Annotated in this window: 23 protein-coding genes, 1 tRNA gene and 1 pseudogene; 7 read left to right on the top strand and 18 right to left on the bottom strand. The window is 39.9% G+C overall.

Features of this window, described 5'->3' with window-relative positions; genetic code table 11:
• Positions 1-495: 495 nt before the first annotated feature.
• The 10 genes from I5515_RS02245 to I5515_RS02200 form a co-directional block, all read right to left on the bottom strand.
• Complete coding sequence (locus I5515_RS02245) at positions 496-1,107, bottom strand: septal ring lytic transglycosylase RlpA family protein (RefSeq protein ID WP_199964545.1); 612 nt, start codon at positions 1,105-1,107, stop codon at positions 496-498.
• A 289-nt stretch (positions 1,108-1,396) separates the two neighbouring features.
• Positions 1,397-2,398, bottom strand: a complete 1,002-nt coding sequence (gene mltB, locus I5515_RS02240; RefSeq protein ID WP_199964544.1) for a lytic murein transglycosylase B — start codon at positions 2,396-2,398, stop codon at positions 1,397-1,399.
• Between the two features lie 19 nt (positions 2,399-2,417).
• Positions 2,418-3,560, bottom strand: a complete 1,143-nt coding sequence (rodA, locus tag I5515_RS02235) for a rod shape-determining protein RodA (protein ID WP_199964543.1) — start codon at positions 3,558-3,560, stop codon at positions 2,418-2,420.
• A 127-nt stretch (positions 3,561-3,687) separates the two neighbouring features.
• On the bottom strand, positions 3,688-4,338 hold the full coding sequence (locus I5515_RS02230; protein WP_199964542.1) for a hypothetical protein: 651 nt from the start codon (positions 4,336-4,338) through the stop codon (positions 3,688-3,690).
• Positions 4,339-4,361: 23 nt separating this feature from the next.
• Entirely contained in the window at positions 4,362-5,174 is an 813-nt protein-coding gene (gene queF, locus I5515_RS02225) for an NADPH-dependent 7-cyano-7-deazaguanine reductase QueF (RefSeq protein WP_199964541.1), read from the bottom strand.
• Positions 5,171-5,944, bottom strand: coding sequence for an ABC transporter permease (locus I5515_RS02220; protein WP_199964540.1), 774 nt, complete (start codon positions 5,942-5,944; stop codon positions 5,171-5,173). Before I5515_RS02220 ends, queF begins: the two co-directional genes overlap by 4 nt.
• Entirely contained in the window at positions 5,941-6,876 is a 936-nt protein-coding gene (locus I5515_RS02215; RefSeq protein WP_199964539.1) for an ABC transporter ATP-binding protein, read from the bottom strand. The genes I5515_RS02220 and I5515_RS02215 overlap by 4 nt, the downstream gene beginning before the upstream one ends.
• 116 nt (positions 6,877-6,992) lie before the next feature.
• A tRNA-Arg gene (locus tag I5515_RS02210) sits at positions 6,993-7,069 on the bottom strand.
• A 112-nt stretch (positions 7,070-7,181) separates the two neighbouring features.
• Positions 7,182-7,802 carry a hypothetical protein gene (locus tag I5515_RS02205; RefSeq protein WP_199964538.1) on the bottom strand — a complete coding sequence of 207 codons (621 nt, stop codon included), beginning with the start codon at positions 7,800-7,802 and terminating at the stop codon, positions 7,182-7,184.
• 148 nt (positions 7,803-7,950) lie between these two features.
• Complete coding sequence (locus tag I5515_RS02200; protein ID WP_199964537.1) at positions 7,951-8,637, bottom strand: 3'-5' exonuclease; 687 nt, start codon at positions 8,635-8,637, stop codon at positions 7,951-7,953.
• 244 nt (positions 8,638-8,881) lie between these two features.
• Here I5515_RS02200 and I5515_RS02195 point away from each other — a divergent pair, with 244 nt between their 5' ends.
• Complete coding sequence (locus I5515_RS02195; RefSeq protein ID WP_199964536.1) at positions 8,882-10,111, top strand: alpha/beta hydrolase; 1,230 nt, start codon at positions 8,882-8,884, stop codon at positions 10,109-10,111.
• 23 nt (positions 10,112-10,134) lie between these two features.
• On the opposite strand, the pseudogene I5515_RS02190 reads toward I5515_RS02195, so the two are convergent.
• Positions 10,135-10,295, bottom strand: a pseudogene (locus tag I5515_RS02190) (hypothetical protein).
• 60 nt (positions 10,296-10,355) lie between these two features.
• On the opposite strand from I5515_RS02190, the gene glyA reads away from it, so the two are divergent.
• Positions 10,356-11,609, top strand: a complete 1,254-nt coding sequence (gene glyA, locus I5515_RS02185) for a serine hydroxymethyltransferase (RefSeq protein WP_199964535.1) — start codon at positions 10,356-10,358, stop codon at positions 11,607-11,609.
• Positions 11,610-11,658: 49 nt separating this feature from the next.
• On the opposite strand, the gene I5515_RS02180 is transcribed toward glyA, so the two are convergent.
• The 3 genes from I5515_RS02180 to I5515_RS02170 are packed head-to-tail and all read right to left on the bottom strand — an operon-like array spanning position 11,659 to position 17,538.
• Positions 11,659-13,119, bottom strand: a complete 1,461-nt coding sequence (locus I5515_RS02180) for an efflux transporter outer membrane subunit (protein WP_199964534.1) — start codon at positions 13,117-13,119, stop codon at positions 11,659-11,661.
• Between the two features lie 12 nt (positions 13,120-13,131).
• A complete protein-coding gene (adeG, locus tag I5515_RS02175) occupies positions 13,132-16,311 on the bottom strand; it encodes a multidrug efflux RND transporter permease subunit AdeG (protein ID WP_199964533.1) in 3,180 nt (1,059 codons plus the stop codon).
• A gap of 6 nt (positions 16,312-16,317) precedes the next feature.
• Positions 16,318-17,538: an efflux RND transporter periplasmic adaptor subunit gene (locus tag I5515_RS02170; protein WP_199964532.1), complete on the bottom strand. Its 1,221-nt coding sequence runs from the start codon at positions 17,536-17,538 to the stop codon at positions 16,318-16,320.
• 197 nt (positions 17,539-17,735) lie between these two features.
• Between I5515_RS02170 and I5515_RS02165 the strand changes: the two genes are divergently transcribed.
• From I5515_RS02165 to I5515_RS02145, 5 genes are all read left to right on the top strand, one after another.
• Entirely contained in the window at positions 17,736-18,764 is a 1,029-nt protein-coding gene (locus I5515_RS02165) for a LysR substrate-binding domain-containing protein (protein ID WP_199964531.1), read from the top strand.
• 173 nt (positions 18,765-18,937) lie between these two features.
• On the top strand, positions 18,938-19,723 hold the full coding sequence (locus tag I5515_RS02160; RefSeq protein ID WP_199964530.1) for an ABC transporter substrate-binding protein: 786 nt from the start codon (positions 18,938-18,940) through the stop codon (positions 19,721-19,723).
• 91 nt (positions 19,724-19,814) lie between these two features.
• Positions 19,815-20,504, top strand: coding sequence for an ABC transporter permease (locus tag I5515_RS02155; RefSeq protein ID WP_199964529.1), 690 nt, complete (start codon positions 19,815-19,817; stop codon positions 20,502-20,504).
• Positions 20,501-21,214 carry an ABC transporter permease gene (locus tag I5515_RS02150; RefSeq protein ID WP_199964528.1) on the top strand — a complete coding sequence of 238 codons (714 nt, stop codon included), beginning with the start codon at positions 20,501-20,503 and terminating at the stop codon, positions 21,212-21,214. The genes I5515_RS02155 and I5515_RS02150 overlap by 4 nt, the downstream gene beginning before the upstream one ends.
• A gap of 9 nt (positions 21,215-21,223) precedes the next feature.
• Entirely contained in the window at positions 21,224-22,000 is a 777-nt protein-coding gene (locus I5515_RS02145; RefSeq protein WP_199964527.1) for an ABC transporter ATP-binding protein, read from the top strand.
• Between the two features lie 72 nt (positions 22,001-22,072).
• Here the strand turns inward: I5515_RS02145 and abeS are convergent, their stop codons facing one another.
• From abeS to I5515_RS02125, 4 genes are all read right to left on the bottom strand, one after another.
• Positions 22,073-22,402 (bottom strand): multidrug efflux SMR transporter AbeS, encoded by a 330-nt coding sequence (gene abeS, locus I5515_RS02140; protein WP_003650669.1) that lies wholly within the window; start codon positions 22,400-22,402, stop codon positions 22,073-22,075.
• Between the two features lie 247 nt (positions 22,403-22,649).
• Positions 22,650-22,901: a YfhL family 4Fe-4S dicluster ferredoxin gene (locus I5515_RS02135; protein WP_151743280.1), complete on the bottom strand. Its 252-nt coding sequence runs from the start codon at positions 22,899-22,901 to the stop codon at positions 22,650-22,652.
• Positions 22,902-22,903: 2 nt separating this feature from the next.
• Complete coding sequence (gene yegQ / locus I5515_RS02130; protein ID WP_199964526.1) at positions 22,904-24,274, bottom strand: tRNA 5-hydroxyuridine modification protein YegQ; 1,371 nt, start codon at positions 24,272-24,274, stop codon at positions 22,904-22,906.
• A 56-nt stretch (positions 24,275-24,330) separates the two neighbouring features.
• Complete coding sequence (locus I5515_RS02125) at positions 24,331-25,797, bottom strand: PLP-dependent aminotransferase family protein (protein WP_199964855.1); 1,467 nt, start codon at positions 25,795-25,797, stop codon at positions 24,331-24,333.
• Positions 25,798-25,907 lie beyond the last annotated feature (110 nt).

The following is a 25,907-nucleotide window of genomic DNA, read 5'->3' as shown; positions in this document are numbered from 1 at the left end:
AAGAAACCGATACTATTCAACTGTAGAAAATTGGCAATGAAGTGCTTAAAAAAAGCATGTAAAAACCATAATGCTTTAGTACTAGAAAAAGTACTCAATGTAACCTAGAGAATGAAGCAATTTTTCAGAATATTTTGCATAGGTTGCTAGATGATGAAATCATCAAAAAAATTGTAATTTTGAGATAGGTGGGAAAATTGTATGAAAAAGCTCTACTCATCTACTCTAAAAACGCCATAAATAGCCCTAATTTTGGAAAGATGGTACTAGGGTAGCGCAAATTTAATAAAGTCGCTCTAAGCGTGATTTAGGAGTGAAATAAGTTCAGACAAAATAAACCTAATTTTTTGTGGAAAAAATACGCAAATTTAAGGTTTGAGAGGGGGTAAAAAAGAGGATTTTTTTAACCAAAGTTAGAAATGATTTTCATCGTTTAAAATATAAAAAAGCCGCAGAAAAATTGCGGCTTTTTACATGAACTCGAAAAGCTATAACTTATGAAGTTGGGCCATCAACACGTTCAATATTTACTTTTGCAGTTCCCGCATTGGTAATGCCAAGACGTTTAGCTGCACCGTATGATAGATCAAGTACACGATTACCATGGAAAGGGCCACGGTCATTTACTTTTACAACCACACTTTTACCATTGTCTTTGTTCGTTACTCGAATGTAACAGTTCAATGGTAGGCTACGGTGGGCAGCAGTTAGACCATTCATATCGAATGTGTCACCACTTGCTGTTTTGCGTCCATGGAATTGACGACCATACCATGAAGCCATGCCAGTTTGGCTAAACTTACGAACAGTGTTTGAAGCTACTGTGTTAAGTTTTTCAATCACTGAAGGCTCATCTTCAGGGATTTCAATTTTTGCTGCGATCGCTTGACGACGGATTTGATCGCCAGAACGTTCAGTGATTGAAAGACTGTTAATGTTAGAAAAACGAGAATTAAAATTTTGAGTATCTTTACTCAATACACGAGCTGCTAAATTAGAACCATCTACATCACTATTTAACGATGATGATTGCACCATTTCAGCGTGCAATGGGGCCATGCTTAAACTAGCCGTCAGTGCAAGAACGTATTTCAGCGATAACTGCATTTGTATAAACTCCTGAGAACATGTACTTTTTTCTTTCAGCGATTAACTGAAATTTAAAGTGAACATGTCTGATTATTCACTTTTGCAATTGCTACATTGGGGTGGATAATATTCATCGCTTACGGAGAGTGTCTAGTCTTTAACGAGAAATCGTTACAAAAAGGGCAAAAACTTACAGTTATGGGTTAAAAAATAATCAAAAGTGTAACAAGAAATTAAATTTGTGCATATTGTGATCTGTTTAACAAAAGTATTTATTGACTTTTACATAAACTATAAAAAAGCTAGCCTATCGGCTAGCCACTTCAGTTCCTAATAACCATACTGCAGTCGCATACATACGGCTCTTATTATAGGTCGTAATAACTTGAAAATTCGGGTAAGTTAAATAGTAAATTGGACCATTATTGTCTTGTAATTGAATAACATTCACCATATCCAGATCATCAATTTTAACTAAAGGATTTAATGGTGAAATACCGAGTGTCTTTAATGCACCATAGGGAAAAGGTTGCATTAAATCTTTAGCAATAATACTTTCCGGATTTGAGCCAGTATAACGTGCCATAAACCCGATAGGTTGGTCGCGTTGCCATCCTTGTTTTGCTAAGTAGTTTGCGATTGAACCGATCGCATCTTCTGCAGAGTTTCTTAAATCGATATGTCCATTACCATCATAATCGACCCCATATTTACTAATATTACTTGGCATAAATTGTGGATAGCCAATTGCACCTGCGTAGGAACCTACAATACTATTTGTTGGATAGCCTTCTTTATAAGTCCATGCGATCAAAGCCGCTAGCTCATCACCAAAATATTCAGCACGGCGAGGGTAGCCAAAAGCAAGTGTGGCTAAGGCGTCACGCGTAATAAAAGAACCTTTATTTGCGCCATAACCTGTCTCAACACCTAAAATACCCAAAATGACAGCTTGAGAGACACCATATTGTTGTTCAGCGCGATTTAAAGCATCTGCATATTGGTTTTTAAAGCGAACACCACGTTGAATAGTACCTTCTACTAAAAACATAGAGCGATAATCATACCAAGGTTTACTTTCACCTGGACGAGTCATAATATTTATAATGTTTGGTAAATTTTTTGCACCACTCATCGCAGCATCAACTTGTTCACTGCTTAAACCATAAGTAGTCATGGCTTTTTGTTTAAAATTTAAATAATTAGGATTCGTTACAAAATCATTGGCCTGGGCAAAATGACTTGTGCTGATGAGGCCAGTACACAAGGCGAGTACTTTTAAAGTTTTATTAACAAATTGAGACAACATATCTTTTTTAAATTCCAGATTATCGATGTGTATGAATAGACATGACTAAACCAAAAGTGGCCATTAAAGTAATAATAGCGGTACCGCCATAACTCATAAAAGGTAAAGGAACACCCACTACAGGTAAAATACCACTGACCATTCCCGCGTTTACAAATACATAAACAAAAAAAGACAAACCAAATGCGCCTGCAACTAAACGTCCATAGTTATGGAAGCTCTGTAAACCAATCTGAAAGGTTCTAAAAATAATAGCAAAATAAAGAATAACTAATATAAGTACACCAATGAGCCCAAATTCTTCGGAATACGCTGCAATAATAAAGTCAGTATGACCTTCGGGTAAAAAGTGCAAATGTGATTGAGTTCCTTCAAGAAATCCTTTACCTGAAAAACCACCAGAACCAATAGCAGTTTTAGATTGAATAATATTCCAACCTGTACCGAGTGCATCTGCCTCTGGATTAAGCAACGTTAAAACCCTTTGACGCTGATAGTCGTGTAGAAGAAATTCCCAAGCAATTGGAATGACGATTGCTGCGCAGGCTCCTGCGGCACCAATCATACGCCATGATAATCCACTTAAAAATAAAACAAATATGCCGCTTGCTAGCACTAAAAGCGATGTCCCTAAATCTGGTTGTTCCGCAATCAGTAAAAAAGGAATACCAATTAACATTAATGATAAAACAACTTGTGAAAAGCTAGGGGGGAGAGGTTTTCGTGCTAAAAACCATGCAATCATCATGGGCATGCCGATTTTCATGAACTCACTGGGTTGAACACTTCCAAAACCAGGAATATCAATCCAGCGCTGAGCACCCATTCGGACTTCACCGAACACTTTGACTGCAACGAGCGCAAATAAGCCAAATAAATAAAAATATGGGGAAAAAGCTTGATAGACCTTGGGGGGAATTTGGGCTAGACCAAACATCACTAAAAAGCCAATACCAAAACTCATGGCTTGTTTACTCACTAACCCTACATCTTGTGCAGAAGCACTATATAGTACGGTTAAACCTAATAGCGCATTTAAGAGCAGAAATAGGCATAACCAAGGGTCAACATGGAGTTGTTGCCACTTCGAAGGTTGCATAGCAGTGCTAAGACCATCTCGGGGAGCTTGGCGTAAAAATTTATATTGTGGGCTAGGAGACATGCGGCGTTAACTAAGGTCAATCAGTGCTTGGGGCATGCTAACATAAACTTGGTTAATGGCAATGTATATCAATATTTTGCAATAAAAAAACCTAGCTCTCGCTAGGTTTCCGATAGTCTATTTTTTATTAGTTAAAGAATAAACCATCATGATATTCAGCCATCGCTTTAAGTTCGGTGCGATTTAAACTTGGAATCAGTTTATCGATTGCAATGTGAACAGCTTTTGTTACAGCTGCTGCACCAATATCGGCTGCTTTACGCTTAATCATGCCAAGGTCTAATGTTTTATTAAAATCAGACATGAAGTGTTTGATCATGGCATCGCCAAACTGTTTATATAGTTCAGCTAAAGCAGCTTTATTAATGTCATTGCCTGCTTCAAGCTCAGTAAAGTTATGCTTAAGGTTAGTCACTAAACCTGCATCTAAATTTACGCCTACTTTATATTGACCTTGTGGGTCTTTAAATAAGCTTTTTTCAGAAAACTCTACCGACTGTTTAACGACATCATTTGGTGCTTTGCTTAATAATTGCTTTAAAAGAACAGCAACAGTTGATTTGACATAACCTGCTAGTTTTTCGGCAGTATCGCGTTTTTCACTTGCAGGAAAATGCTGTACTAACTGAATTAAGACATTATTAATAATTTCTTCATTAAGCTGTAAAGCGATCTTATCGCGAAGTGGATATAAAGGTTCACTAGAATTCTTATTCGCAATTCCAGTTTGCATATCGTTCAATAAGCCTTCAGAAGGGGTAAAACCAAAAAACGGCATGGTGTATCCTCAAATTATTCGTTTTATTGTCGTGCCAATCGAATCGGTTTTGGCATCCATGAAAGATCCGATACTCGGCAAGGGTTAATATCAAGTCCGCCGCGACGAGTATAAGTTGCATAAACCATCAGCTTCTCAGGCTCTAGATTTTGCCAAATATCGGCAAAGATCTGCTCGACACACTGTTCGTGAAAGCCGTTATGCTGACGGTACGAGATAATATAAGCTAAAACACTACGATAACAAGGTTTTTTGCCTTTAAAACGGATGAAAACCGTGCCCCAATCTGGTTGTCCCGTGACTGGGCAGTTACTTCTCAAAAGATGAGAATACAGTTCAATTTCAATTTCATCACCAGACTCATCTTGTTTTAAAAGAGTCGCATCAGGATGTTGTTCTAAACGTTCTGGAGTAAGGTCATCAATGCAAATGCCTTGAGGTTTAGAAATATCTAAATCATCAACCTGAAATAGAGTCAGCTCAACTTTTGCGCCTGCCGCAGTTGATAGATCTTTTTCAACTGTTTCAATAAATGACTGTTTAGAGTCAAATTGAGTGAAGTTAAGACTATTGAAGTAAAGTTTTAATGACTTTGATTCAATCAAATTCGGTGAAGAAGCGGGCAGTGTAATTCTGCCAATAGCAACTTGTGGAATACCGTGCGAGTTTAACCAAGATATTTCAAAAACATGCCACCAATCTTTACCTTGCGTAATGCCTTCAATATGCGAGTAGCTTTCACGAGACTGAGCACGGGCAATTGGAAATAAAACATCAGGTTGATAATTAGTTGGATATTGGGTTTCTTTACCCAATAAAGACTGTTCTACACTCATTCACGCATTCCTGAACCACGAGCAAGTAAATAGTAAGCAATTCCATAAAGTACAACACAACATAATGTCACAATGATTAAAGAGAACGTAACGTTCACGTCACTATGACCTAAAATGCCGAAACGGAAAGCATTTACCATATAAACAATAGGATTAATTAAAGAAAGTTTTTGCCAAAAAGGACCAAGTGCACTAATGGCATAAAACACACCGCCTAAATAGGTTAAAGGTGTAAGGACAAACGTTGGAATAATAGAGATATCATCAAATGATTTTGCATAGACTGCATTAATAAAACCACCTAACGAGAAAAGAACCGAAGTAATTAAGACTGTATATATAGTTACAAACCAGTTGTGTATAAAAAGGTGAGTAAAGAACATGCTCATCGCAGTCACAATTGTACCCACTAATACACCACGGCAAATACCACCAATCACATAACCCCACAGAATAATATGTAGTGGCACGGGACTCATGATGAGTTCTTCAATGCTTTTTTGGAATTTTACACTAAAGAAACTTGAAGACACGTTGGCATAACTATTCGTAATGACAGCCATCATAATTAAGCCAGGCACAATAAATTGCATATAGCTCACGCCACCCATTTGTCCAATGCGTGAACCCACCAAATTACCAAAAATGACAAAGTACAAACTCATCGTAATTGCCGGTGGTAATAAGGTTTGTGGCCAAATGCGTAGAAAACGGCGTACTTCTTTACGAACTATGGTCCAGAGAGCAATTTGCAGTTGGCTAAAATTCATTTTGCCTCTCCTTCAAGATTTTTCTCGACCATTTTGACAAATAACTCTTCTAAACGGTTCGATTTATTACGCATACTACGAACACGAATACCTTGAGATTCTAATAGCTGGAATAGGTCATTCAATGTATGCGCTCTATCCATCGTTACTTCTAAAGTATTGCTATCAATTAAGTTGAACTTTACACCAATAATGTTTAACTGAAGCGGCCCAATCGGTTCGGCTAAATCGAAGATAAATGATTCTTCATTGAGCTGATTAAGGAAGCTCTTCATGCTGGTATCTTCTTTAATTACACCGCGGTCAATAATCGCAATTTGACGACACAACATTTCTGCTTCTTCTAAATAGTGGGTCGTTAAAATAATAGAAGTACCGCTTTCGTTCATTTCGGTCAGAAAATCCCACATAGAACGGCGTAATTCAATATCTACACCAGCAGTAGGTTCATCTAAAATAAGAAGTTGCGGTTCATGCATCATGGCACGAGCAATCATCAGACGGCGCTTCATACCACCAGACAGCATACGTGCTTGTATATTGCGTTTTTCCCACAGACCGAGTTTTTCTAAATAATGTTCGGCACGTTTTTCTGCTATCTTTTGATGGATACCGTAATAGCCAGCTTGAGTGACTAAAATATCGAATGTTTTTTCAAACTGTCCAAAGTTAAATTCTTGAGGGACAACACCAAGCTGCTGCTTTGCCAGAGAGGGGTGGGTGTCAAGATTATGTCCAAAAATCTCAACTGTTCCTGAGGTTTTTTTCGTGAGGGAGCTGATAATACCAATGGTTGTTGATTTGCCGGCACCATTTGGGCCTAACAACGCATAAAATTCACCTTCAGGCACAGTGAGGTTAATACCTTTTAACGCCTGAAAACCATTACGATATGTTTTGGACAAATCTCTTAAAACCAAAGCATCAGTCATGAAATTCTCACATTATGAAAGAGGGGTATATTTTGAGCGATAATGATTAATAAACCAAGTAAAATAGTCGGAATTTTATAAAATTAAGATAAATTTAGAAATTATTATATAAAAGCTGGCGCGCTCGGCGGGGATCGAACCCACGACCCCAGGTTTCGGAAACCTGTACTCTATCCAACTGAGCTACGAGCGCATGCGTGGGGCACATCATAGGAAAAAAACACTTGCAGGTAAAGCACGAAATACATGCCAAGTGAATTTAATGCTTAATTAAACAGCAGGTTGTTCATATTTTATATACTTTGTTAAAGAAGCTGAATTGAATAGTTAATTGTACGTAAAGCTCTTGCAAGTTCCTGTGGGGGAATGCGCGATTCTTGTAAACAGGTAATCCATTGCATCTGACATAATTTAAGCTCTTGTATTGTTATAGTTTTCTCTATTTTTTGAACAAGTGGTTTGGTCATTAGTCCACAATAATTGCTAAGTGTGTTCATCATTAACTGCTGTATTTCTTCAAAAGAAAGAGTCTGAGCAGGTGCTGCTGGTTGAGAATATGAAGAACAAGAGGAATCTAGCATTTTTTCTTGAGAAAGCTGGATTTCACTAACAAGATGAGTGGATTGCAGTATAGCGCTAACAACAGTTTCTTTTTGCTTTACTTTTACATTATTTGTTGTTGATGTTTTTAAAGTAATTTCTTCATCAGTAGAGGCTTCGGCAGAGGAAATTGGGGCAATAAGTTTTAAGTCTATAAGTTGTTGAATTAGTTCTGGTGATGCAATACGTTTTTTAAATTCATCATTTAAGTTTTGAAAATCTTCATGGTCTATTAAGAGTAGCAAACGCCTTTGTTTTGCATTTAAAACAATATTGCGTTGTTGAAGTGCAACTCTTCCCAAATTGGTTCTATAAAAACCAGCCATTACTTTTCCCCAATATAAAAAATAAACCAGACTGTTCAATTTTCTCAGTTGAACAGTACTGTTTTTAATAAAATATAAATGGGGTTAACAATAAGTCCTAAAAATGACAGTATGATGAATAATCTATAAATATCATTTGGTTAAATTGTTAAAACGCACTTTCCAATGCTTTTCGAAGATAGGCATCAAGCTCATCTTGGCGTAATAGCCATTGAATATAGTCTTTTGGAAGTTCAGCAATTGGAGTGCCTTTATGCTTACCAAAGTTAATAGTAGTTGGGATACGTGCTTCTTCTGAAACTCGGTAAAGCTCTTCAATATCTTGAATATTTAAATGATAGACAATATGCATCAAAATATTAGCAGTTAAAATAATATCGGCATCGGCACGGTGAGCACCTTTAAGCATTTCCCGAGCTTTGCTGCTGCCTTGAGAAATCATATAGATGAGTGCTGAAATATTGTGGGCTTCGGCATCTGCCCAAACTTTACGTGCTAAAGCTAAAGTACAAATTGGTTTAATATTTGATATATCAATACCGCAACGAGCGATCGCAGCAATATCGTAATCAATGTTATGACCAATAATATAAGTTGTGCTATCAGGTAATTGAAACGTTTTATAGTGGGGCTGGTTTTCTAAATCTGACTCCAATATATGGTGAACTGCCATCGCTGCATAAGAAATAGGAGCACCCACTTGATAGAGCTGATCAAACAATTTGCTTTTATCTAAGGTAAGTTTGCCTTCGTTAAGTTCAATCGGGGCATATGCAATTTCAATAGGTAAACCATTTAGTGTATGAGTTTCTGTATCTAAAATAATGGCTTGCATATTTGGCCCTTTAAACAATCACGAGTAGCTATGAATGGTAACAGTTGGCTATTCACTTTAAAACATGAAGAGAGGTTTGATGCGCAAGAAATTCAATTTATGTTGAAAAGTAGAAGATTTTGGTGCTAATTTTGATCAAATATAACTTGCGAAAAATTAAGTTTAGGCGTAATTCTTTGTAAGACATTTAAAATGTTCATTAAAAACTAAAGCACAACAAAAATTGAATTTAAGGGATATATCAATGAAAATTAAATTGTTAATGACGAGTGTTCTTAGCACAAGCTTATTGTTGACTGCGTGTGGAGGAGGAAGTAGTGATGACAGTTCGCCAAGTACTGATCCATCAGGTACTCCAGCCAATAATATTCAAAACCCCGTTGTTAAGGTAGATGCTTATACGAGTACTAACTTAGGGAGTGTTGCTGCTGAAAGTAGTATTTTGACCTATAAAATGTTAGGCCAAAGTGGGCAAGAGGTACAGGCAACCAGTCTAGTATTTACACCAACTACACCGCCACCAGCTGGCGGTTGGCCAATTGTAGTTTGGGCTCATGGAACGACAGGGGTTGCAGATGCATGTGCGCCAAGTAAATCTGCTTTAGAAGACAGTACAAAAGATTTAATTAGTAAGTTACTTGCAGCAGGCTATGTTGTTGTCGCACCTGACTATGAAGGCTTAGGCACACCAGGCATACATCCATTCTTAAATGTTAAAAGTGAGGCCTTTTCAATTACGGATGCTGTAGTTGCAACGCGTAACTATTTATCTCAACGTAATTTATTAACTTCGAACAAATGGGTAACTGTAGGACATTCTCAGGGTGGGCATGCGGCGTTGGGCGCTGCACAATATGCAAGCCGTGCACAGCTAAACTATAAAGGTACAGTAGCGGTAGCACCTGCTTCTAATCTAAGTTTTATTTTAATTGCAGGTGAACAAGCAGTTGCTAATGCAACTTTGGATAAAAAGATTCCGATGTATGCACAGCTTGATACATATACTGCTTTAGTTACAGCTGGCATTCGAAATACACAGCCAAGTTTTGATTATTCGCAGGTATTTACTCCACAAACTGCAAGTACTGCACAGCAGGCAGAAACGATTTGTGCGGGACCATTAGCGCAAACTTTTGCTGTTAATATGCAAACCTATGCAGAAACACATGGCGGAACACTCGATGGTTATACGCGTACACAAACCAACTTTATGGGTGTGCCAATTGTTAAAACATTCTTAGATAAAGATTCTCAACCTCTACAGGCAAAAGTATCTACACCAATTATCATTTATCAAGGGCAAGCAGATACAACGGTTCCTAAAGTTGCTACTGATATCTTGATATCTAATGCCACTGTCGTAGGCACAAAAATTAATAGTTATGTAACGGGTAACTGGGACCATGAGACGGCGATGAGCAGTAATGTAGATAACATTGTTGGAAATGTTCAGACTTTATTGGCTGGTCAATAGAGTTATTGATATTTAAAGTCTTTTTAACTTTGTTGTAAGATAAAATTAACGATGGGAAGTTTAAAATATAAGCTTTAAAAGAGCTTTTTAATTGATTTATAAACAATGGCTCATTTTTTATAAAACTTGAGCCATTTTTATTTAAAACTGAGCTAACTTGATTCTGTTTAATTATAAAGTTCATGCTACAATATGTCGCAATCTTAGCACGGCTTAAAAGCCCTAATTTATAGGACCCCCGCTAATGTTTGCCAATATTTCCATTTCTGAATTTGATCCAGAATTAGCTCAAGCAATTGCTTCTGAAGGTGAGCGTCAAGAAGCACATATCGAGTTAATTGCATCTGAAAACTATTGCTCTCCTGCTGTGATGGAAGCGCAAGGATCAAAACTTACGAACAAATATGCAGAAGGTTATCCAGGTAAACGCTATTATGGCGGTTGCGAATATGTGGATATCATTGAGCAAATGGCGATTGATCGTGCTAAAGAACTTTTTGGTGCTGATTACGCAAACGTTCAACCACATGCTGGTTCACAAGCTAACTCTGCTGTTTATCTAGCGCTTCTTAACCCAGGCGATACAGTTTTAGGTATGAGCTTGGCTCACGGTGGTCACTTGACTCACGGTGCGAAAGTAAGCTTCTCTGGTAAAACTTATAATGCGGTTCAATACGGTCTAAACTCTGAAACAGGTGAGATCGATTACGAAGAAGTTGAACGTTTAGCATTAGAGCACAAGCCACGTATGATCGTTGCTGGTTTCTCTGCTTATAGCCGTGTTGTAGATTGGCAACGTTTCCGTGACATCGCGGACAAAGTTGGCGCTTACTTGTTTGTTGATATGGCTCACGTTGCAGGTCTTGTTGCTGCGGGTGTATATCCAAACCCAGTTCAAATTGCTGACGTAACAACAACTACGACTCATAAAACACTTCGTGGTCCACGTTCTGGTTTAATCCTTGCAAAAGCGAATGAAGAAATCGAGAAAAAACTTCAATCAGCTGTATTCCCTGGTAACCAAGGTGGTCCATTGATGCATGCGATTGCTGCTAAAGCAATCTGCTTCAAAGAAGCTATGTCTGATGACTTTAAAGCTTACCAACAACAAGTTGTGAAAAATGCTCAAGCTATGGCTGAAGTATTGATTGCACGTGGTTACGATGTTGTTTCTGGCGGTACAGACAACCACTTGTTCTTGTTATCTTTAATCAAACAAGACGTAACTGGTAAAGAAGCAGATGCTTGGTTAGGCGCTGCTCACATTACTGTGAACAAAAACTCAGTTCCAAATGATCCACGTTCTCCATTTGTGACTTCTGGTATCCGTATCGGTACTCCAGCAGTAACAACTCGTGGTTTTGGTGAAGCTGAAGTTCGTGAACTTGCTGGTTGGATCGCTGACGTGATTGACAGCAAAGGTGACGAAAAAGTTATTGCTGATGTAAAAGCGAAAGTTGAAGCTGTTTGTGCAAAATTCCCTGTATATGCACACTAATTTGTGAATATATAAAAAAAGCGCCGTAAGGCGCTTTTTTTATATCAGGTTAATTATGTGAAACAGCCTGCCAGCCACCACCTAATGCACGAATTAAATCTACGCTAGCAATGATTCTACTGCCGTTAAGCTGCGCAGAAAGTTGCTCTTGTTGCAAAATAGTACGATCAGAATCAATGACATCTAGATAACTAATCGCACCTTCGCGATAACGTAAATGTGAGATTTGATTTGCATGACGTGAAGAAGAGAGTGCTTGATTTTGAGCCTGAATTTGCTGATCAAGAATCCTTTGGTCAGATAAACCATTTTCAACTTCGCGAAATGCATTTAGTACAGTTTGGCGATAGTTTGCGACACTTTCTTCATAGGTGGCTCGTGCTTGCGCAACGCCAGCCTTACGTTGTCCACCATCAAATAATGGTAAAGACAAAATGGTGCCTGCGACTGGACCAAGCAAAAATGTACGGCTCGACCATTTACCTAAATCACCTAAAGTTGATGATTCATAACCCAGTGCGCCTGTCATATCCAGTTTTGGGAAGAAAGCAGCACGTGCAATACCAATTCGGGCGTTATCTGCTGCCATTGCACGTTCAGCCGCTGCAATATCTGGTCTGCGCTCAAGTAAAGCAGAGGGTAAGCCTGCTGGGAGACGAATGCTGTTTGTTGCTAAGGGTTGAACGACTAGATTGAAATCAGCTGGTGTTTTCCCTAGCAATACGGCAAGCGCATGTTCAGCATTCGCTCTGTTACGGGCAATGTTCAATGCATTGGTTTGTGCTGTTGCAAGTTCAGTTTGTGCTCTGAACACATCTAACTCACTGACTAAACCATTGCGAAATCGAGTTTGTACCAGATCTCGTGTCTCACCTAGCAATTTAATTGTACGATTATAAATTGCTTGCTCAGCATCAAGTTGTCGAATGAGAAAATAGCCTTGTGCAACATCGGCCTGTAAGGCTAAAAGTGCCGACTGATATAAAGCTTCTTGTTGCTGTACATCAGCCGTTGCTGCATTGACACTGCTGGCAATACGACCAAATAAATCGAGTTCATACGACACATTAGCTTGAGCACGCCATAAGGTTTGCGCAGACGTATGGGCATTGTCATCTAAACCTAATGAAGCAGGGGATGGCTTTTGACGTGTTGGGCCAAAACCTGCACCAATACTTGGTAGGCGTTCGGCCTGTGCTGCCGAACGTAGTGCACGAGATGCCTGAATATTGGCAGCAGCAGCTTTGAGGTTTTGGTTACCCGCAATAGCTTGTTGCTCTAGTTCATTTAACTGCACATCATTAAAAACTCGCCACCATTCGCCACGTGATTGTGCATCGGCAGGTTGGGCGATTTTCCAGTTACTATCTTCAAGTTTAGGGTCTGACTCTTTAAATTTGACTGGAACAATAACCTTGGCTGGTTGATATTCGGGAGCCAAAGAGCAGCCTGCAAGAAGCAGGCTCCCCATGAGTGAGGACAATAACCATTTTTGTTTCAATGCTGTCATCAAATGTCCTCCTTAGTGGTCATGTGGGTTGGCTAGTGGTGCTTCATGTACAGCCGCCGAATGTAATTTATGTTTGCTATTCAATGTACGAATCAGGACATAAAAGGCAGGGGTTAGGAATAAACCAAAGAAAGTTACCCCAATCATGCCGAAGAATACGGCAATACCCATGGCATGGCGCATTTCAGAACCCGCACCTGTAGAAGTCACTAGTGGTATGACACCCATAATGAATGCAATAGAAGTCATTAAAATTGGGCGCAAACGTAGACGACTTGCTTCAACCGCAGCTTTGAATGCCGTTGCTCCTTGCATTTCCAGTTCACGAGCAAATTCGACAATTAATATGGCGTTTTTACAGGCCAGCCCGACCAGTACCATCAGACCAATTTGGGTAAAGATGTTGTTATCTCCGCCTGTCAGCCAAACACCCGTCAGAGCTGCCAAAATCCCCATTGGTACAATTAAAATTACAGCTAAAGGTAAAGTTAGACTTTCATATTGAGCGGCTAAAACTAAGAACACCAGTAATACGCTAATTGGGAATACCCAGAGTCCTGCATTACCAGCCAAGATTTTTTGGTAAGTTAAATCTGTCCATTCGAACTTAATACCACGTGGTAAGGTCTGTGCAGCAATACGTTCAACCGCAGCTTCTGCTTGGCTAGATGAATAACCCGGTGCAGGGCCACCGTTAATATCTGCTGAGGTATAGCCGTTATAACGAACTACCATTTCTGGGCCATAGGTTTGCGTTACATTAACTAATGAAGATAACGGCACCATTTGTCCCGCACTGTTACGGGTTTTAAGCTGCAAAATATCTTCAGGATTAGCACGGAAAGGAGCATCGGCTTGCGCTCGAACCTGATAAACACGTCCAAAGCGGTTAAAGTCATTTACGTATTGAGAACCTAAATAAATCTGCATGGTGTTGAACACATCTGTGACAGCCACACCTTGCTGCTTAGCTTTTACACGGTCTAAATCTACGTTCAGTTGAGGTACATTAATTTGATAACTTGAGAACATTGGACCAAGTTCAGGCGCTGATTTTGCTGCTTTCATAAAGTTTTGTGCAGCATCGTTCAAGGCTGAATAGCCTAAGGCACCTCTGTCTTCAAGTTGTAGTTTAAAGCCGCCCATGGTCCCTAAGCCCATCACTGGTGGCGGTGGGAAAACAGCAATATAGGCATCTTGAATGGCTGAATATTTCTGGTTTAAGGCACCTGCAATTGCATTGGCAGATAAGTCTTTAGCCTTACGCTCATCAAATGGCTTTAAGGTCACAAAGACAATACCTGCGCTTGAGCTGTTGGTAAAACCGTTAATTGATAGGCCAGGGAATGCAACGGCACTTTCTACACCAGGTTGTTTAAGAGCAGTGTCACTCATTTTACGAATGACTGATTCGGTACGATCTAAAGATGCGCCGTTTGGTAATTGAGCAAAGCTAATCAAATATTGTTTGTCTTGAGCGGGAACAAAGCCACCCGGAACAATATAAGAAATACCAACTGTTAAGCCTAGCAGAGCAGCATAGACACCCATTGCTGAAGCTTTATGAGAGATGACACGACTCACGCCTTTACCATAACGGTCTGAGGTGCGTGTAAATACACGGTTAAACAGTCCAAAGAACCGTCCAAACACGCGGTTCATTATGCGTGTTAATACATCAGGTTTAGCATCATGTCCTTTCAGTAACATGGCTGCCAAAGCAGGGGAAAGGGTGAGCGAGTTAAAGGCTGAAATGACTGTTGAAATAGCAATAGTCATGGCAAATTGTTTATAAAATTGGCCCGTTAAACCTGTCATGAAAGCAAGAGGTACAAATACTGCAACGAGAGTAAGAGCAATCGCAATAATAGGCCCACTCACTTCTCGCATGGCGCGATAAGTTGCATCTCTTGGACTTAAACCAGCTTCAATATTCCTCTCGACATTTTCGACGACGACAATCGCGTCATCGACCACAATGCCGATAGCAAGTACCATCCCGAACAGTGACAGTGCATTGATGGAATAACCAAAAGCGAGCATGAGTGCGAACGTACCAATAATAGAAACAGGTACTGCAAGCAATGGAATAATGGAAGCTCGCCATGTTTGTAAGAATAAAATAACAACCACCACAACCAGCGCAATTGCTTCAAGCAGTGTATGAACTACAGCTTTAATACTGGCACGTACGAACTGGGTTGGATCGTAAACAATGTCGTATTTAATTGAAGATGGGAAATCTTTTGAAAGTTCCTTCATTGTGCTACGCACTTGATCCGAAACTTGCAAAGCATTAGCGCCAGGTGCTTGGAAAATTGGAATCGCGACGGCTTGTTTGTTGTCGAGTAATGAGCGTAAGCCATATTGTGAGGCTGCAAGCTCAACACGGGCAACATCACCCAATCGGGTGACCGCGCCATCTGGGGCAGTTTTTAAGATGATATCTGCGAATTCTTGCTCAGTCGTTAAACGACCTTGAGCATTTACTGAAAGTTGTACAGGAGAGTTAGTTGGCGATGCACCAATTGTACCTGCTGCAACCTGAATGTTTTGTTCACGGATTGAATTGACAATTTCAGTTGCTGTGAGATTCCGCTGAGCTACTTTTTGTGGATCAAGCCATACACGCATCGCGTAATCACCAGAACCAAATAAACCGACTTCGCCTACGCCTTGTAAACGTGCCAGACGATCTTTCACGTTCAATACTGCATAGTTACGTAGATAAGTCATGTCATAGCGATTATCTGGTGAAGTCAGATGCACAACCATGGTTAAAGTCGGTGAGCTTTTTAAAGTGGTTACACCCAAACGCTGTACATCTTCAGGCAGGCGAGGCAGGGCCTGAGACACGCGGTTTTGAACCAGTTGTTGTGCTTTGTCTGGGTCAATACCTAGCTTGAAGTTGACAGTAATGGTTAAATTACCATCACTGTTTGCCTGAGATTGCATATACAGCATGTCTTCAACGCCATTGATCGATTCTTCAAGCGGAGAGGCGACAGTTTCTGCAATCACTTTTGGGTTTGCACCCGGATATTGAGCACGTACGACAACAGAGGGTGGAACAACTTCTGGATATTCAGAAATCGGTAATTTGAATACCGAAAGTAGACCCGCGAGCAGCATCAATACGGATAACACACCAGCAAAGATCGGCCGATCAATAAAAAATTTAGAAATATTCATATCTGATTAACCTTTTGCCGGAGTTGATGTTTTATCTGTTGGCTGAGGTTGAGCGGGAGTAGTGTTAGCTGTGATTTGTGCGTTTGGCATAGGAACCAGATGGGGAGTAACAGGATCTCCTGGTCGAATACGTTGTAAACCATTCACCACAATGCGATCACCAACTTGTAATCCACTATTAATAATTTGCAAACCATCTTGTTGTGTGCCGAGTTTCACTTCGCGATAAGCAGTTTGATTTTTAGCATCGACAACCACAACAAAGCGTTTATCTTGATCGACACCAATCGCAGTTGGGCTAACAAGTATGGCTGCACGAGGTTGACCACCGCCTAGACGAATTCGAGCATATAAACCAGGAAGTAAAACCCCATTTGGATTGTCGAAAGTCGCGCGAACACGAATCGTGCCTGAAGTAGTATTTAGGTTGTTATCAATAGAATTAATATTACCTTCACGTGAGAAACCGGATTCATTTGCAAGCCCCATATAGACAGGAACTTGTGCGGAATTACGCTGATTACTGATGTATTTCAGGTAAGTTTGTTCATCAACATCAAAAGATGCATAGAGGCGAGATACAGACACCAAGCTTGTTAAAACTTGTGCTCCACTCCCAGCAGAAACGACATTACCTACTGTCACCTCAGCACGAGAAATTCGGCCACTGACTGGTGCAGTAATGCGAGTGTACTCAAGATTTAAGCGTGCAGACTGAACAGCCGCTCTAGCTGCTTGCAGGTTGGCAGTTGCTGAGCGTGCTTCATTTTCGGCCTGATCCAGCTCTTGACGAGAGACAGCATTACTTTGAATTAGACGTTGAATACGGGAAAGATTAGATGCTGTATATGTAACTTGTGCTTCAGTTGACGCGAGTTGTGCTTGAGCACGATTGAGTTCTGCTTCAAAAGGACGGGGATCAATCTTAAAAAGTAAGTCGCCCTTTTTGACTAGGCTGCCATCTTTAAAATGAACAGCAATGAGTTTGCCAGAAACTTGAGGCCGGATATCGACTTGATCAATCGCTTCTAAGCGTCCGGAATATTCTTGCCAATCGGTAATGGTTTTACTAACCACAGGTGCTACATCAACAGTAGCAGCTTGTTGAGCTGCGGCTGGTGCAGCTTTCGCATCGGCATTTTCATGTAAAAATATAAAACTACCACCTGTTGCTAAGAGAGCAACAAGAACGGCAGACAGTGCGAACTGTTTTCGTGATAATGACATGGGGTGCTCCTACTTATTTGGATACCTGTTTTCAGACTTTTAGTTATGGTCCGTATGGGAGAAACAGGGTTTATGCAATGGACGGAGCATAAAAGTTTGTCAATCACGAATAAATATATTAAATTCGATAACACTATTCGTATTTTTATAACAATTGATGTGTTTGAATTAAAAAATGCATTGATAGGAGTGTGCGTGTGGATCTATTTCATGCCATGAAAGTCTTTAACAAAGTTGTCGAAACAAATAGTTTCAGTTTAGCAGCTGACAGTTTGGGTTTACCGCGTGCTTCTGTGACGACAACCATTCAGGGTTTAGAAAAACATTTACAAGTTCGTTTGCTTAACCGTACAACTCGTAAAATCAGTCTCACACCCGATGGCGCCGTATATTATGACCGGACAGCCCGTATTTTAGCGGATGTTACCGATATTGAATCTTCCTTTCATGATGCAGAGCGTGGTCCACGCGGGCGACTCCGCATTGATGTTAAAGCTTCGATTGGGCGCATGATCTTAATTCCAATGCTCTGTGATTTCCATACACGTTATCCAGATATTGAATTGGTGATTGGCATGAGCGACCGGCCAGTAGATCTGGTACAAGATGCTGTGGACTGCGTGATTCGTATTGGAGAACTAAAAGATTCGAGTCTGGTTGCCCGTCGTATTGGTACCATTCAATGTGTGACGGTTGCTGCACCTCGCTATTTGGCGGAACATGGCGAACCCAAAGTCATTGATGACTTAAAAAAACATCAAGTCGTGCATTACTTTAATAGTCGTACTGGACGTAATATTGACTGGGATTTCATGGTGAACGGTGAAATTCATAGTATTGGTGTGAAAGGGCGTGTCTCTGTCAACGATGGTGATTCATATATCGATTTGGCTGTACAGGGTTTTGGTTTGATTCAATGCCCGTATTATATGGTGGCGAAACAGCTAGAAGAGGGCTCACTTAAGGAAGTGCTGACTGAATGGTTGCCAGCACCTATGCCAATATCAGTCGTATATCTACAAAACCGTCATTTATCGCCTAAAGTTCGCGTATTTGTTGATTGGGTGGCCGAATTATTTGCAGGTTGTCCATTGTTGAGTGGTTGTTCAATGTTATGGGATCAGAAATGTGAGTTTGCCAGTGCCAAAGAAAATAACCATGAATACACCATTCGGACATTAGTTGAAAATGAAAATATGGCAGAAGCCTATACACTCAAGAATTAAGCTTAAAGTTTGAGTGATTTTTCAACATTTAATCAGTTAATACAATCCGCTGTTTTGACATCTTCATAAATCCTTAATTTATGGTATAGAAATTGCAATTCTTTCAGCAGAAGAGTAATTTTGAATACTCAAGTTTTTATCACCTTATTTGGATTTTAAGGAGAAGCTTCAAGATGGCAAGCTTTATGAAAAAAATGTTCGTTTCAACAACTTTAGTTTTGGCTGCTGTTGCGACGAATGTTCAAGCAAAGGATTGGAAGGTGATTCGTTTTGGTACTGAGTCGTCTTATGCGCCGTTTGAATATAAAACACCAGATGGCAAGTTAACTGGTTTTGACGTTGATTTGGGTAATGCAGTTTGTGCAAAACTCAAAGCCAAATGTGTTTGGGTTGAAAACTCTTTTGACGGGATGATTCCAGCACTTAAAGCGAAAAAGTTTGACGGCATTCTTTCATCAATGACAGTCACTGATGAACGTGCGAAACAAATTTTGTTTAGTAGTAAAATCTACAATACGCCAACGCGTATGGTTGCAAAAAAAGGCTCACCGTTATTACCGACAGCTGCATCACTGAAAGGTAAGCGTGTAGGTGTGCAACAGGGCACCATTCAAGAAACTTACGCGAAAACCTATTGGGCGCCAAAAGGTGTGAGCGTTGTTCCTTATCCAACTCAAGATTTGATTTATCAAGACATGATGTCAGGTCGTTTGGATGCAACTTTACAAGATGCAATCATGGTTGATGGTGCTTTCTTAAAACAACCAAAAGGCAAAAACTTTACTTTTGTTGGTAGCAATGTAGTTGATGCAAAAACACTGGGTGTAGGTGCAGCGATTGGTTTACGCAAAGAAGATGCAGATTTGAAAGCGAATATTGACAAAGCACTCGCAGCAATCATTGCGGATGGTACATACAAGAAACTCGAGAAAAAATATTTCTCCTTTAACATTTATTAATGATGTGAAAAATGTCGGCTTATTGCCGACATTTTTAAATCTATTCTCATCTCATCAATATTAGATATTGTTTTTAAGGAGAAGATGAGTCATGTTTTTTTCTGGCTATGGGCCACTCCTTCTCAGCGGAACATGGATGACTATACAGCTTGCGCTGTTGTCACTTTTGCTTTCTGTCATTATTGGCTTAATTGGTGCGAGTTCAAAACTCTCTAATATTAAAGCCTTACGTTATATTGCGACCGCTTATACCACACTCATTCGTAGTGTACCTGACTTAGTGATTATGCTGCTGTTATTTTATAGCTTGCAGTTGGGTTTAAACCAAATTACTGAATCACTGCAAATGGACCAAATTGATATCAACCCATTTGTGGCTGGTGTGATTACTTTAGCGTTCATTTATGGTGCATATTTTACCGAGACCTTTCGTGGTGCATTTCAATCGGTTCCAACAGGGCAAATTGAAGCAGCAATGGCCTATGGCATGACCCCTTGGCAGGTTTTTCGACGTGTTTTATTCCCTCAAATGATGCGTTTTGCATTGCCGGGTATTGGTAACAACTGGCAAGTCTTGATTAAGGCAACCGCACTGGTTTCAATTATTGGCCTGACTGACATTGTAAAAATTACGCAAGATGCGGGTAGAAGTAGCATGCAACTGTTCTTTTTTAGCATCGTGGCTGCTGCAATCTATTTGGCAATTACTACCATATCGAATCTGATTTTAATGTGGCTTGAACGTCGTTATTCTGCTGGTGTGAGGAAGGGACAATTATGATTGAAATCCTTCAACAATATTGGCAATCATACCTTTGGACCGATGGTCTACAGATGACCGGTGTCGCGATGACTGCTTGGTTATTGGTGCTTTCTATTGGCATTGGTTTTGTGCTTGCAGTACCTCTGTCTCTTGCACGAGTATCAGAAAATCTTTGGTTGCGTGGTCCAGTTTGGTTGTTTACCTACGTTTTTCGTGGCACACCACTGTACATCCAATTGTTGATTATTTACTCAGGCATTTACAACTTTAATTATGTGCATGAACATCAGGCACTCGATGCATTTTTTCGAGAGGGCATAAATTGCACCATTTTGGCATTCGCGCTCAATACTGGTGCATATACGACTGAAATTTTTGCTGGAGCGATTCGTTCTATTCCACATGGTGAGATTGAAGCTGCCCAAGCTTTTGGTATGTCAAAATGGAAACTCTACACACGTATTATCATTCCGTCGATGTTGCGCCGTGCTTTGCCATTTTACGGTAATGAAGTCATTTTAATGTTGCACGCGACAACTATTGCATTTACAGCAACTGTTCCAGATATTTTAAAAATTGCGCGCGATGTGAATGCGGCAACCTATGACACTTTTAATGCGTTTGGAATTGCTGCGGTGTTATATGCGATGCTGGCATTTATTTTGATTTGGATATTTCGTAAGTTGGAAAAACGTTGGTTGGCATTTTTAAAGCCATCGAATCATTAGGAGACATAAATGGAACACGTTGCAAAACTAGTGATTCGTGATTTACACAAAACATTCGGCGATCATGAAGTACTAAAAGGGATCTCACTTGACGCAAATGCTGGCGATGTAATTAGTATTATTGGTTCATCCGGTTCAGGTAAAAGTACCTTGCTGCGTTGTATCAACTTTTTAGAACAACCGAGCAATGGCACCATTAAGCTCAATGGTGAAAAATTACGCACAGTCTTTGATAAAAAAGGCAATTTAAAAGTGGTTGACCCAAAGCAACTACAAAAAATGCGTACCCAGCTGATGATGGTATTTCAGCATTTTAATTTATGGTCTCACATGACAGTGCTTGAAAATGTCATTGAAGGGCCAATTCATGTGCTTGGGGTAAAACGTGCTGAAGCAGAAGAGTGTGCACGGAAATATCTACGCAAAGTTGGATTGCCTGAAAGCGTTGAGAGTAAGTATCCAGCATTTTTATCTGGTGGTCAGCAGCAACGTGTAGCGATTGCTCGTGCTTTGGCTATGGAACCAGAAGTTATGTTGTTTGATGAGCCAACCAGTGCGCTTGACCCAGAGTTGGTGGGTGAAGTATTAAAAGTAATGCAGGGTTTGGCTGAAGAAGGACGTACCATGATTGTGGTGACACATGAAATGGGCTTTGCGCGTCATGTGTCTAATCAAGTAATTTTTTTGCATCAAGGGAAGATTGAAGAACAGGGTCATCCTGATGAAGTACTCAATAATCCGAAAAGTGAACGCTTAAAGCAGTTTCTAACGGGCAGTTTAAAGTAAGCTGTCATACCGAGTATGGTGAAATTTTTTATAAAAGATTCTCACCGTACTCGGTTGTTTTTTAATTATATTTTATAGATGAGTATTTTTAGAAAACACATTAATAATGATAATGCCTGCGATCATTAAAGTAAGACCAATGCAGGCTGCCAAGTCTAAATGCTGTTTGTAAAATATCCAGCCAATTGCAGAAATTAAAATAATACCTGCACCCGACCAAATAGCATATGCAATTCCGATCGGAATTGTTTTTAGCGTCAGAGACAATAAATAGAAAGCAATTGCATAACCCACAACAGTAATAATCGACGGAATTGGAACAGTAAAACCTTGAGATGCTTTTAAAGCTGAAGTTGCAATGACTTCACAAGCAATCGCAATTGCTAAATAAAGATAAGACATGGGGAGCTACGCCAGAATGAGTTTTAATCAATCTATATGAAATATTGAAATGGTTAGATCAGTTTTAACGATTGTTCAATTTCTTTGGTACACAAATACAAGTAAATTAAACTGAACTGATCATTTGATTTTATCACTTGCAAAGTGGTCTCAGCTATTTATTCGTTTATTTAATCATTGATCCGTGCAGTCATTTAGAGGATCAGCGCCTTTAGCTTGATCCTCTATAAACTTTTTAAAAGATAGATTAGCCGAGCAAATTTAATCCCTTAAATTTCTCTAATAGTTGATCTTGGGTTTCAATATGTGCTGGATCTTGTTTTATACAATCGATTGGACAAACCGCCTTACATGTTGGCGCATCGTAAAAGCCTACACACTCGGTACAACGAAGTGGATCAATTTCATAAACTTTGCTCCCTTCAAAAATAGCGATGTTCGGGCATTCAGCTAAGCACATATCACAATTGATACATTCACTTGTAATTAAAAGTGCCATTTTTAACTCGCTGAATAAGCTAATGTCGATGCAGTAATACTTTCCTTCGCATGTGGTAAGTTGCGTACGAGTAGTGCATAACTGATATCAACATCTTGGGAGAGTGGAATCTCAACGAAATGGCCTGAACCTTTGGCATCTATAATTGGGTTACCTTTTAAATCGCGCATCTCGGTTAAGCTAAAGGTAATATTGCCTTGCGGTGTCATCAGCTCAAGTGAGTCGCCAACCACAAAACGGTTTTTAACCTCAATGCGAATATAGTCGCATTGACGTTCTAAAACCTCTCCACAAAATTGTTGATAGTCAAAATGTGATGAGCCATCGGCATAGTTTTGATATTCACTGTGCACATGACGTCTTAAAAAGCCTTCGGTATAACCACGGTTTGCCAAACCTTCGAGCTGAGACATTAAGCTTGGGTCAAATGGTTTTCCTGCTAATGCATCATCAATCGCTTTTCGATAAATTTGTGCGGTACGGGCACAATAAAAATAGGATTTAGTACGGCCTTCAATTTTGAGCGAGGCGATGCCCATTTTGGTTAAACGATCTACATGTTGTACAGCACGTAAATCTTTCGAGTTCATAAAATAGGTACCGTGTTCATCTTCTTCGGCAGCAAACATTTCTTCATCATTACGTTGTACTAATAGGGTTTGAGCCGAGGCTGTTTCTGATTGTGCTGATGAGCAGCAAGACTTTTCTGACTCATTGAGCTGAGTGACTGGAATTACATCGCCGTTTGAATCTTCTTGAGCTTCATGCAGCTTATAGTCCCAACGGCAAGCATTGGTACAAGCACCTTGGTTGGCATCACGTTTGTTCATGTATCCAGAAAGTAAGCAGCGACCTGAGTAGGCCATGCATAGTGCGCCATGCACAAAAACTTCAAGTTCAATATCTGGTACATGTTGCTGGATTTCTTCTATCTCTTCTAAAGATAACTCACGTGACAAAATGACTCGGCTTAAACCGTAATCTTTCCAGAATTTAACAGTGGCCCAGTTAATGGCGTTGGCTTGAACCGATAGATGAATTTGTACATCAGGAAAATGCTCTCTCACCATCATAATTAAACCCGGATCAGACATAATGAGTGCGTCTGGTTGCATAGCCACAATCGGTTCAAGATCACGAATAAAGTTTTTTAATTTGCTGTTATGTGGCTGAATATTAACCACAACATAAAACTTTTTACCCAAAGCATGAGCTTCATCAATTCCAATTTTTAAGTTGTCATGATCAAAAGCATTATTACGCACACGTAAACTGTAACGTGGTTGGCCTGCATATACGGCATCTGCACCATAGGCAAATGCATAGCGCATATTTTTGAGTGAACCTGCAGGAGAGAGGAGTTCGGTATTCATAAAATAAAAGGCATAAAAAATTTATGGTTTTATTTTATTAACTCTGCATTTTTGATTCAACCTACTGAATTAGTAGGGATTTGGCCTATATCTTTTTGCGCGGGTAGCATATTTTTTGCTAGCTCTCCTAAGCGCATCAAAGCATTTAACATTTTTGGGTTCAACTCAAAACAAGCTGCTATACGTAAACAATGACTAAAACGTTTATCAGCCGAACATAAAACTCCCGGCATACATAAGATTTTTTCATCCATTGCCTGATGAAACAGTTCTAATGTGTCGATAGATTCGGGTAACTCTAACCATAAAATAAATCCAGCTTGTGGGCGACTGACTCGAGTACCAAGTGGGAAATAACGACAAATATAAGATTTGATAGTGTCAATTTGTTGTTGATAGCGTTTTTTGAGCTGACGTAAATGCAGGTCATAACCACCATTTTCCAAGAAAAGTCCTAAGGTTTCGGTGAGTAAAGCAGGCTCGGCTACCGTTGTTGTAAATTTTAGCTGCTGCACAATATTACGGAAGCGCCCAGCTTCTAACCAACCGATTCGATAGTCCGGCGCTACAGTTTTAGTATAACTGCTACATACCAACACCCATCCATTTTGGTCAAATGCCTTAATGTTGGGTAAGAGAGGTTCGGCTAGTTGCAATTCGGCATACATCGCATCTTCAATAACAGGAACTTGAAAATGATTGGCTAGCTCTGCCAAGCGACGGCGGCTGCTTTCAGGCATGCTGAAACCGAGGGGATTGTGTCCTGTTGGAATCGTTAATATGGCTTGTACACTTTGAGATTTTAAGAGTTCTTCAAGTGTATCTAGACACATGCCTGTATGTGGCGAAGTGGGAATTTCTACAATTTTTCGGCCTAAATTATGCAGGAGCGGGTACAAATTATGAAAAGTCGGGATCTCAAGGGCGATGGTGTCACCCGCTTGAGTTGTTGCCATAATCGCGAGACTTAGAGCCTCCATGGTGCCATGAGTCAGCACAATATCATCTGCTGAAAGAAACATGCCCAGTTGCAAGCTTCGTCTAGCAATTTGTGTGCGTAGTCGTACTGACCCGGGTGGTAAAGTATAGCTTTTAAAAATATCTGGTTGTGTCCGTAAAACTTGAGCAGTTAAGCGTTTTAGACGTTCAATTGGGTAGAAATTTTCTCCTGAGGGGCAAGCTAGGGCCAAATTAATATAGTTTGGGTCCATTTGCTTTTTAACGATTTGAGCGAGGAAGCAGCTAATGCCTGAAAGTGGCACTTTTTCTTCACTCACATAACGTTCTTCGAGTTCTAGCAAGTTTGAAGGTGCATGACAAACATAGTAACCAGATTGAGGACGAACAGAAATCAAACCTTGATCTTCAAGCTGACGATACGCTTCTTTTACGGTGTTAATGCTGACTTGATAATGGTTTGCACAGTCTCGTATTGATGGTAGACGCGAACCAATAGGCTGCCTTCCATTATGGATTTGAAGGGTTAAGTCATCACTCACTTTTTTATATTTGTACATATCAATTCATTAAAAAGCCAAAGCAATGGGTACACTTTATAGTGATCTGTTATTTATCTCAAATATTGTGATGACTTTAGGTTGGTCCATTTAATCGATTTCTGAACTTAAAAACT

The sequence above is a fragment of the Acinetobacter calcoaceticus genome (assembly GCF_016508255.1).
In the GTDB taxonomy this organism is placed as follows: domain Bacteria; phylum Pseudomonadota; class Gammaproteobacteria; order Pseudomonadales; family Moraxellaceae; genus Acinetobacter; species Acinetobacter calcoaceticus_E.
This window is presented reverse-complemented; position numbering and strand designations above follow the sequence as displayed.

Excerpts from the sequence above, each read along its gene's own strand:
- I5515_RS02245 (WP_199964545.1), bottom strand. The coding sequence starts at position 1,107 with ATGCAGTTATCGCTGAAATACGTTCTTGCACTGACGGCTAGTTTAAGC.
- mltB (WP_199964544.1), bottom strand. The coding sequence starts at position 2,398 with ATGTTGTCTCAATTTGTTAATAAAACTTTAAAAGTACTCGCCTTGTGT.
- rodA (WP_199964543.1), bottom strand. The coding sequence starts at position 3,560 with ATGTCTCCTAGCCCACAATATAAATTTTTACGCCAAGCTCCCCGAGAT.
- I5515_RS02230 (WP_199964542.1), bottom strand. The coding sequence starts at position 4,338 with ATGCCGTTTTTTGGTTTTACCCCTTCTGAAGGCTTATTGAACGATATG.
- queF (WP_199964541.1), bottom strand. The coding sequence starts at position 5,174 with ATGAGTGTAGAACAGTCTTTATTGGGTAAAGAAACCCAATATCCAACT.
- I5515_RS02220 (WP_199964540.1), bottom strand. The coding sequence starts at position 5,944 with ATGAATTTTAGCCAACTGCAAATTGCTCTCTGGACCATAGTTCGTAAA.
- I5515_RS02215 (WP_199964539.1), bottom strand. The coding sequence starts at position 6,876 with ATGACTGATGCTTTGGTTTTAAGAGATTTGTCCAAAACATATCGTAAT.
- I5515_RS02205 (WP_199964538.1), bottom strand. The coding sequence starts at position 7,802 with ATGGCTGGTTTTTATAGAACCAATTTGGGAAGAGTTGCACTTCAACAA.
- I5515_RS02200 (WP_199964537.1), bottom strand. The coding sequence starts at position 8,637 with ATGCAAGCCATTATTTTAGATACAGAAACTCATACACTAAATGGTTTA.
- I5515_RS02195 (WP_199964536.1), top strand. The coding sequence starts at position 8,882 with ATGAAAATTAAATTGTTAATGACGAGTGTTCTTAGCACAAGCTTATTG.
- glyA (WP_199964535.1), top strand. The coding sequence starts at position 10,356 with ATGTTTGCCAATATTTCCATTTCTGAATTTGATCCAGAATTAGCTCAA.
- I5515_RS02180 (WP_199964534.1), bottom strand. The coding sequence starts at position 13,119 with ATGACAGCATTGAAACAAAAATGGTTATTGTCCTCACTCATGGGGAGC.
- adeG (WP_199964533.1), bottom strand. The coding sequence starts at position 16,311 with ATGAATATTTCTAAATTTTTTATTGATCGGCCGATCTTTGCTGGTGTG.
- I5515_RS02170 (WP_199964532.1), bottom strand. The coding sequence starts at position 17,538 with ATGTCATTATCACGAAAACAGTTCGCACTGTCTGCCGTTCTTGTTGCT.
- I5515_RS02160 (WP_199964530.1), top strand. The coding sequence starts at position 18,938 with ATGGCAAGCTTTATGAAAAAAATGTTCGTTTCAACAACTTTAGTTTTG.
- I5515_RS02155 (WP_199964529.1), top strand. The coding sequence starts at position 19,815 with ATGTTTTTTTCTGGCTATGGGCCACTCCTTCTCAGCGGAACATGGATG.
- I5515_RS02150 (WP_199964528.1), top strand. The coding sequence starts at position 20,501 with ATGATTGAAATCCTTCAACAATATTGGCAATCATACCTTTGGACCGAT.
- I5515_RS02145 (WP_199964527.1), top strand. The coding sequence starts at position 21,224 with ATGGAACACGTTGCAAAACTAGTGATTCGTGATTTACACAAAACATTC.
- abeS (WP_003650669.1), bottom strand. The coding sequence starts at position 22,402 with ATGTCTTATCTTTATTTAGCAATTGCGATTGCTTGTGAAGTCATTGCA.
- I5515_RS02135 (WP_151743280.1), bottom strand. The coding sequence starts at position 22,901 with ATGGCACTTTTAATTACAAGTGAATGTATCAATTGTGATATGTGCTTA.
- yegQ (WP_199964526.1), bottom strand. The coding sequence starts at position 24,274 with ATGAATACCGAACTCCTCTCTCCTGCAGGTTCACTCAAAAATATGCGC.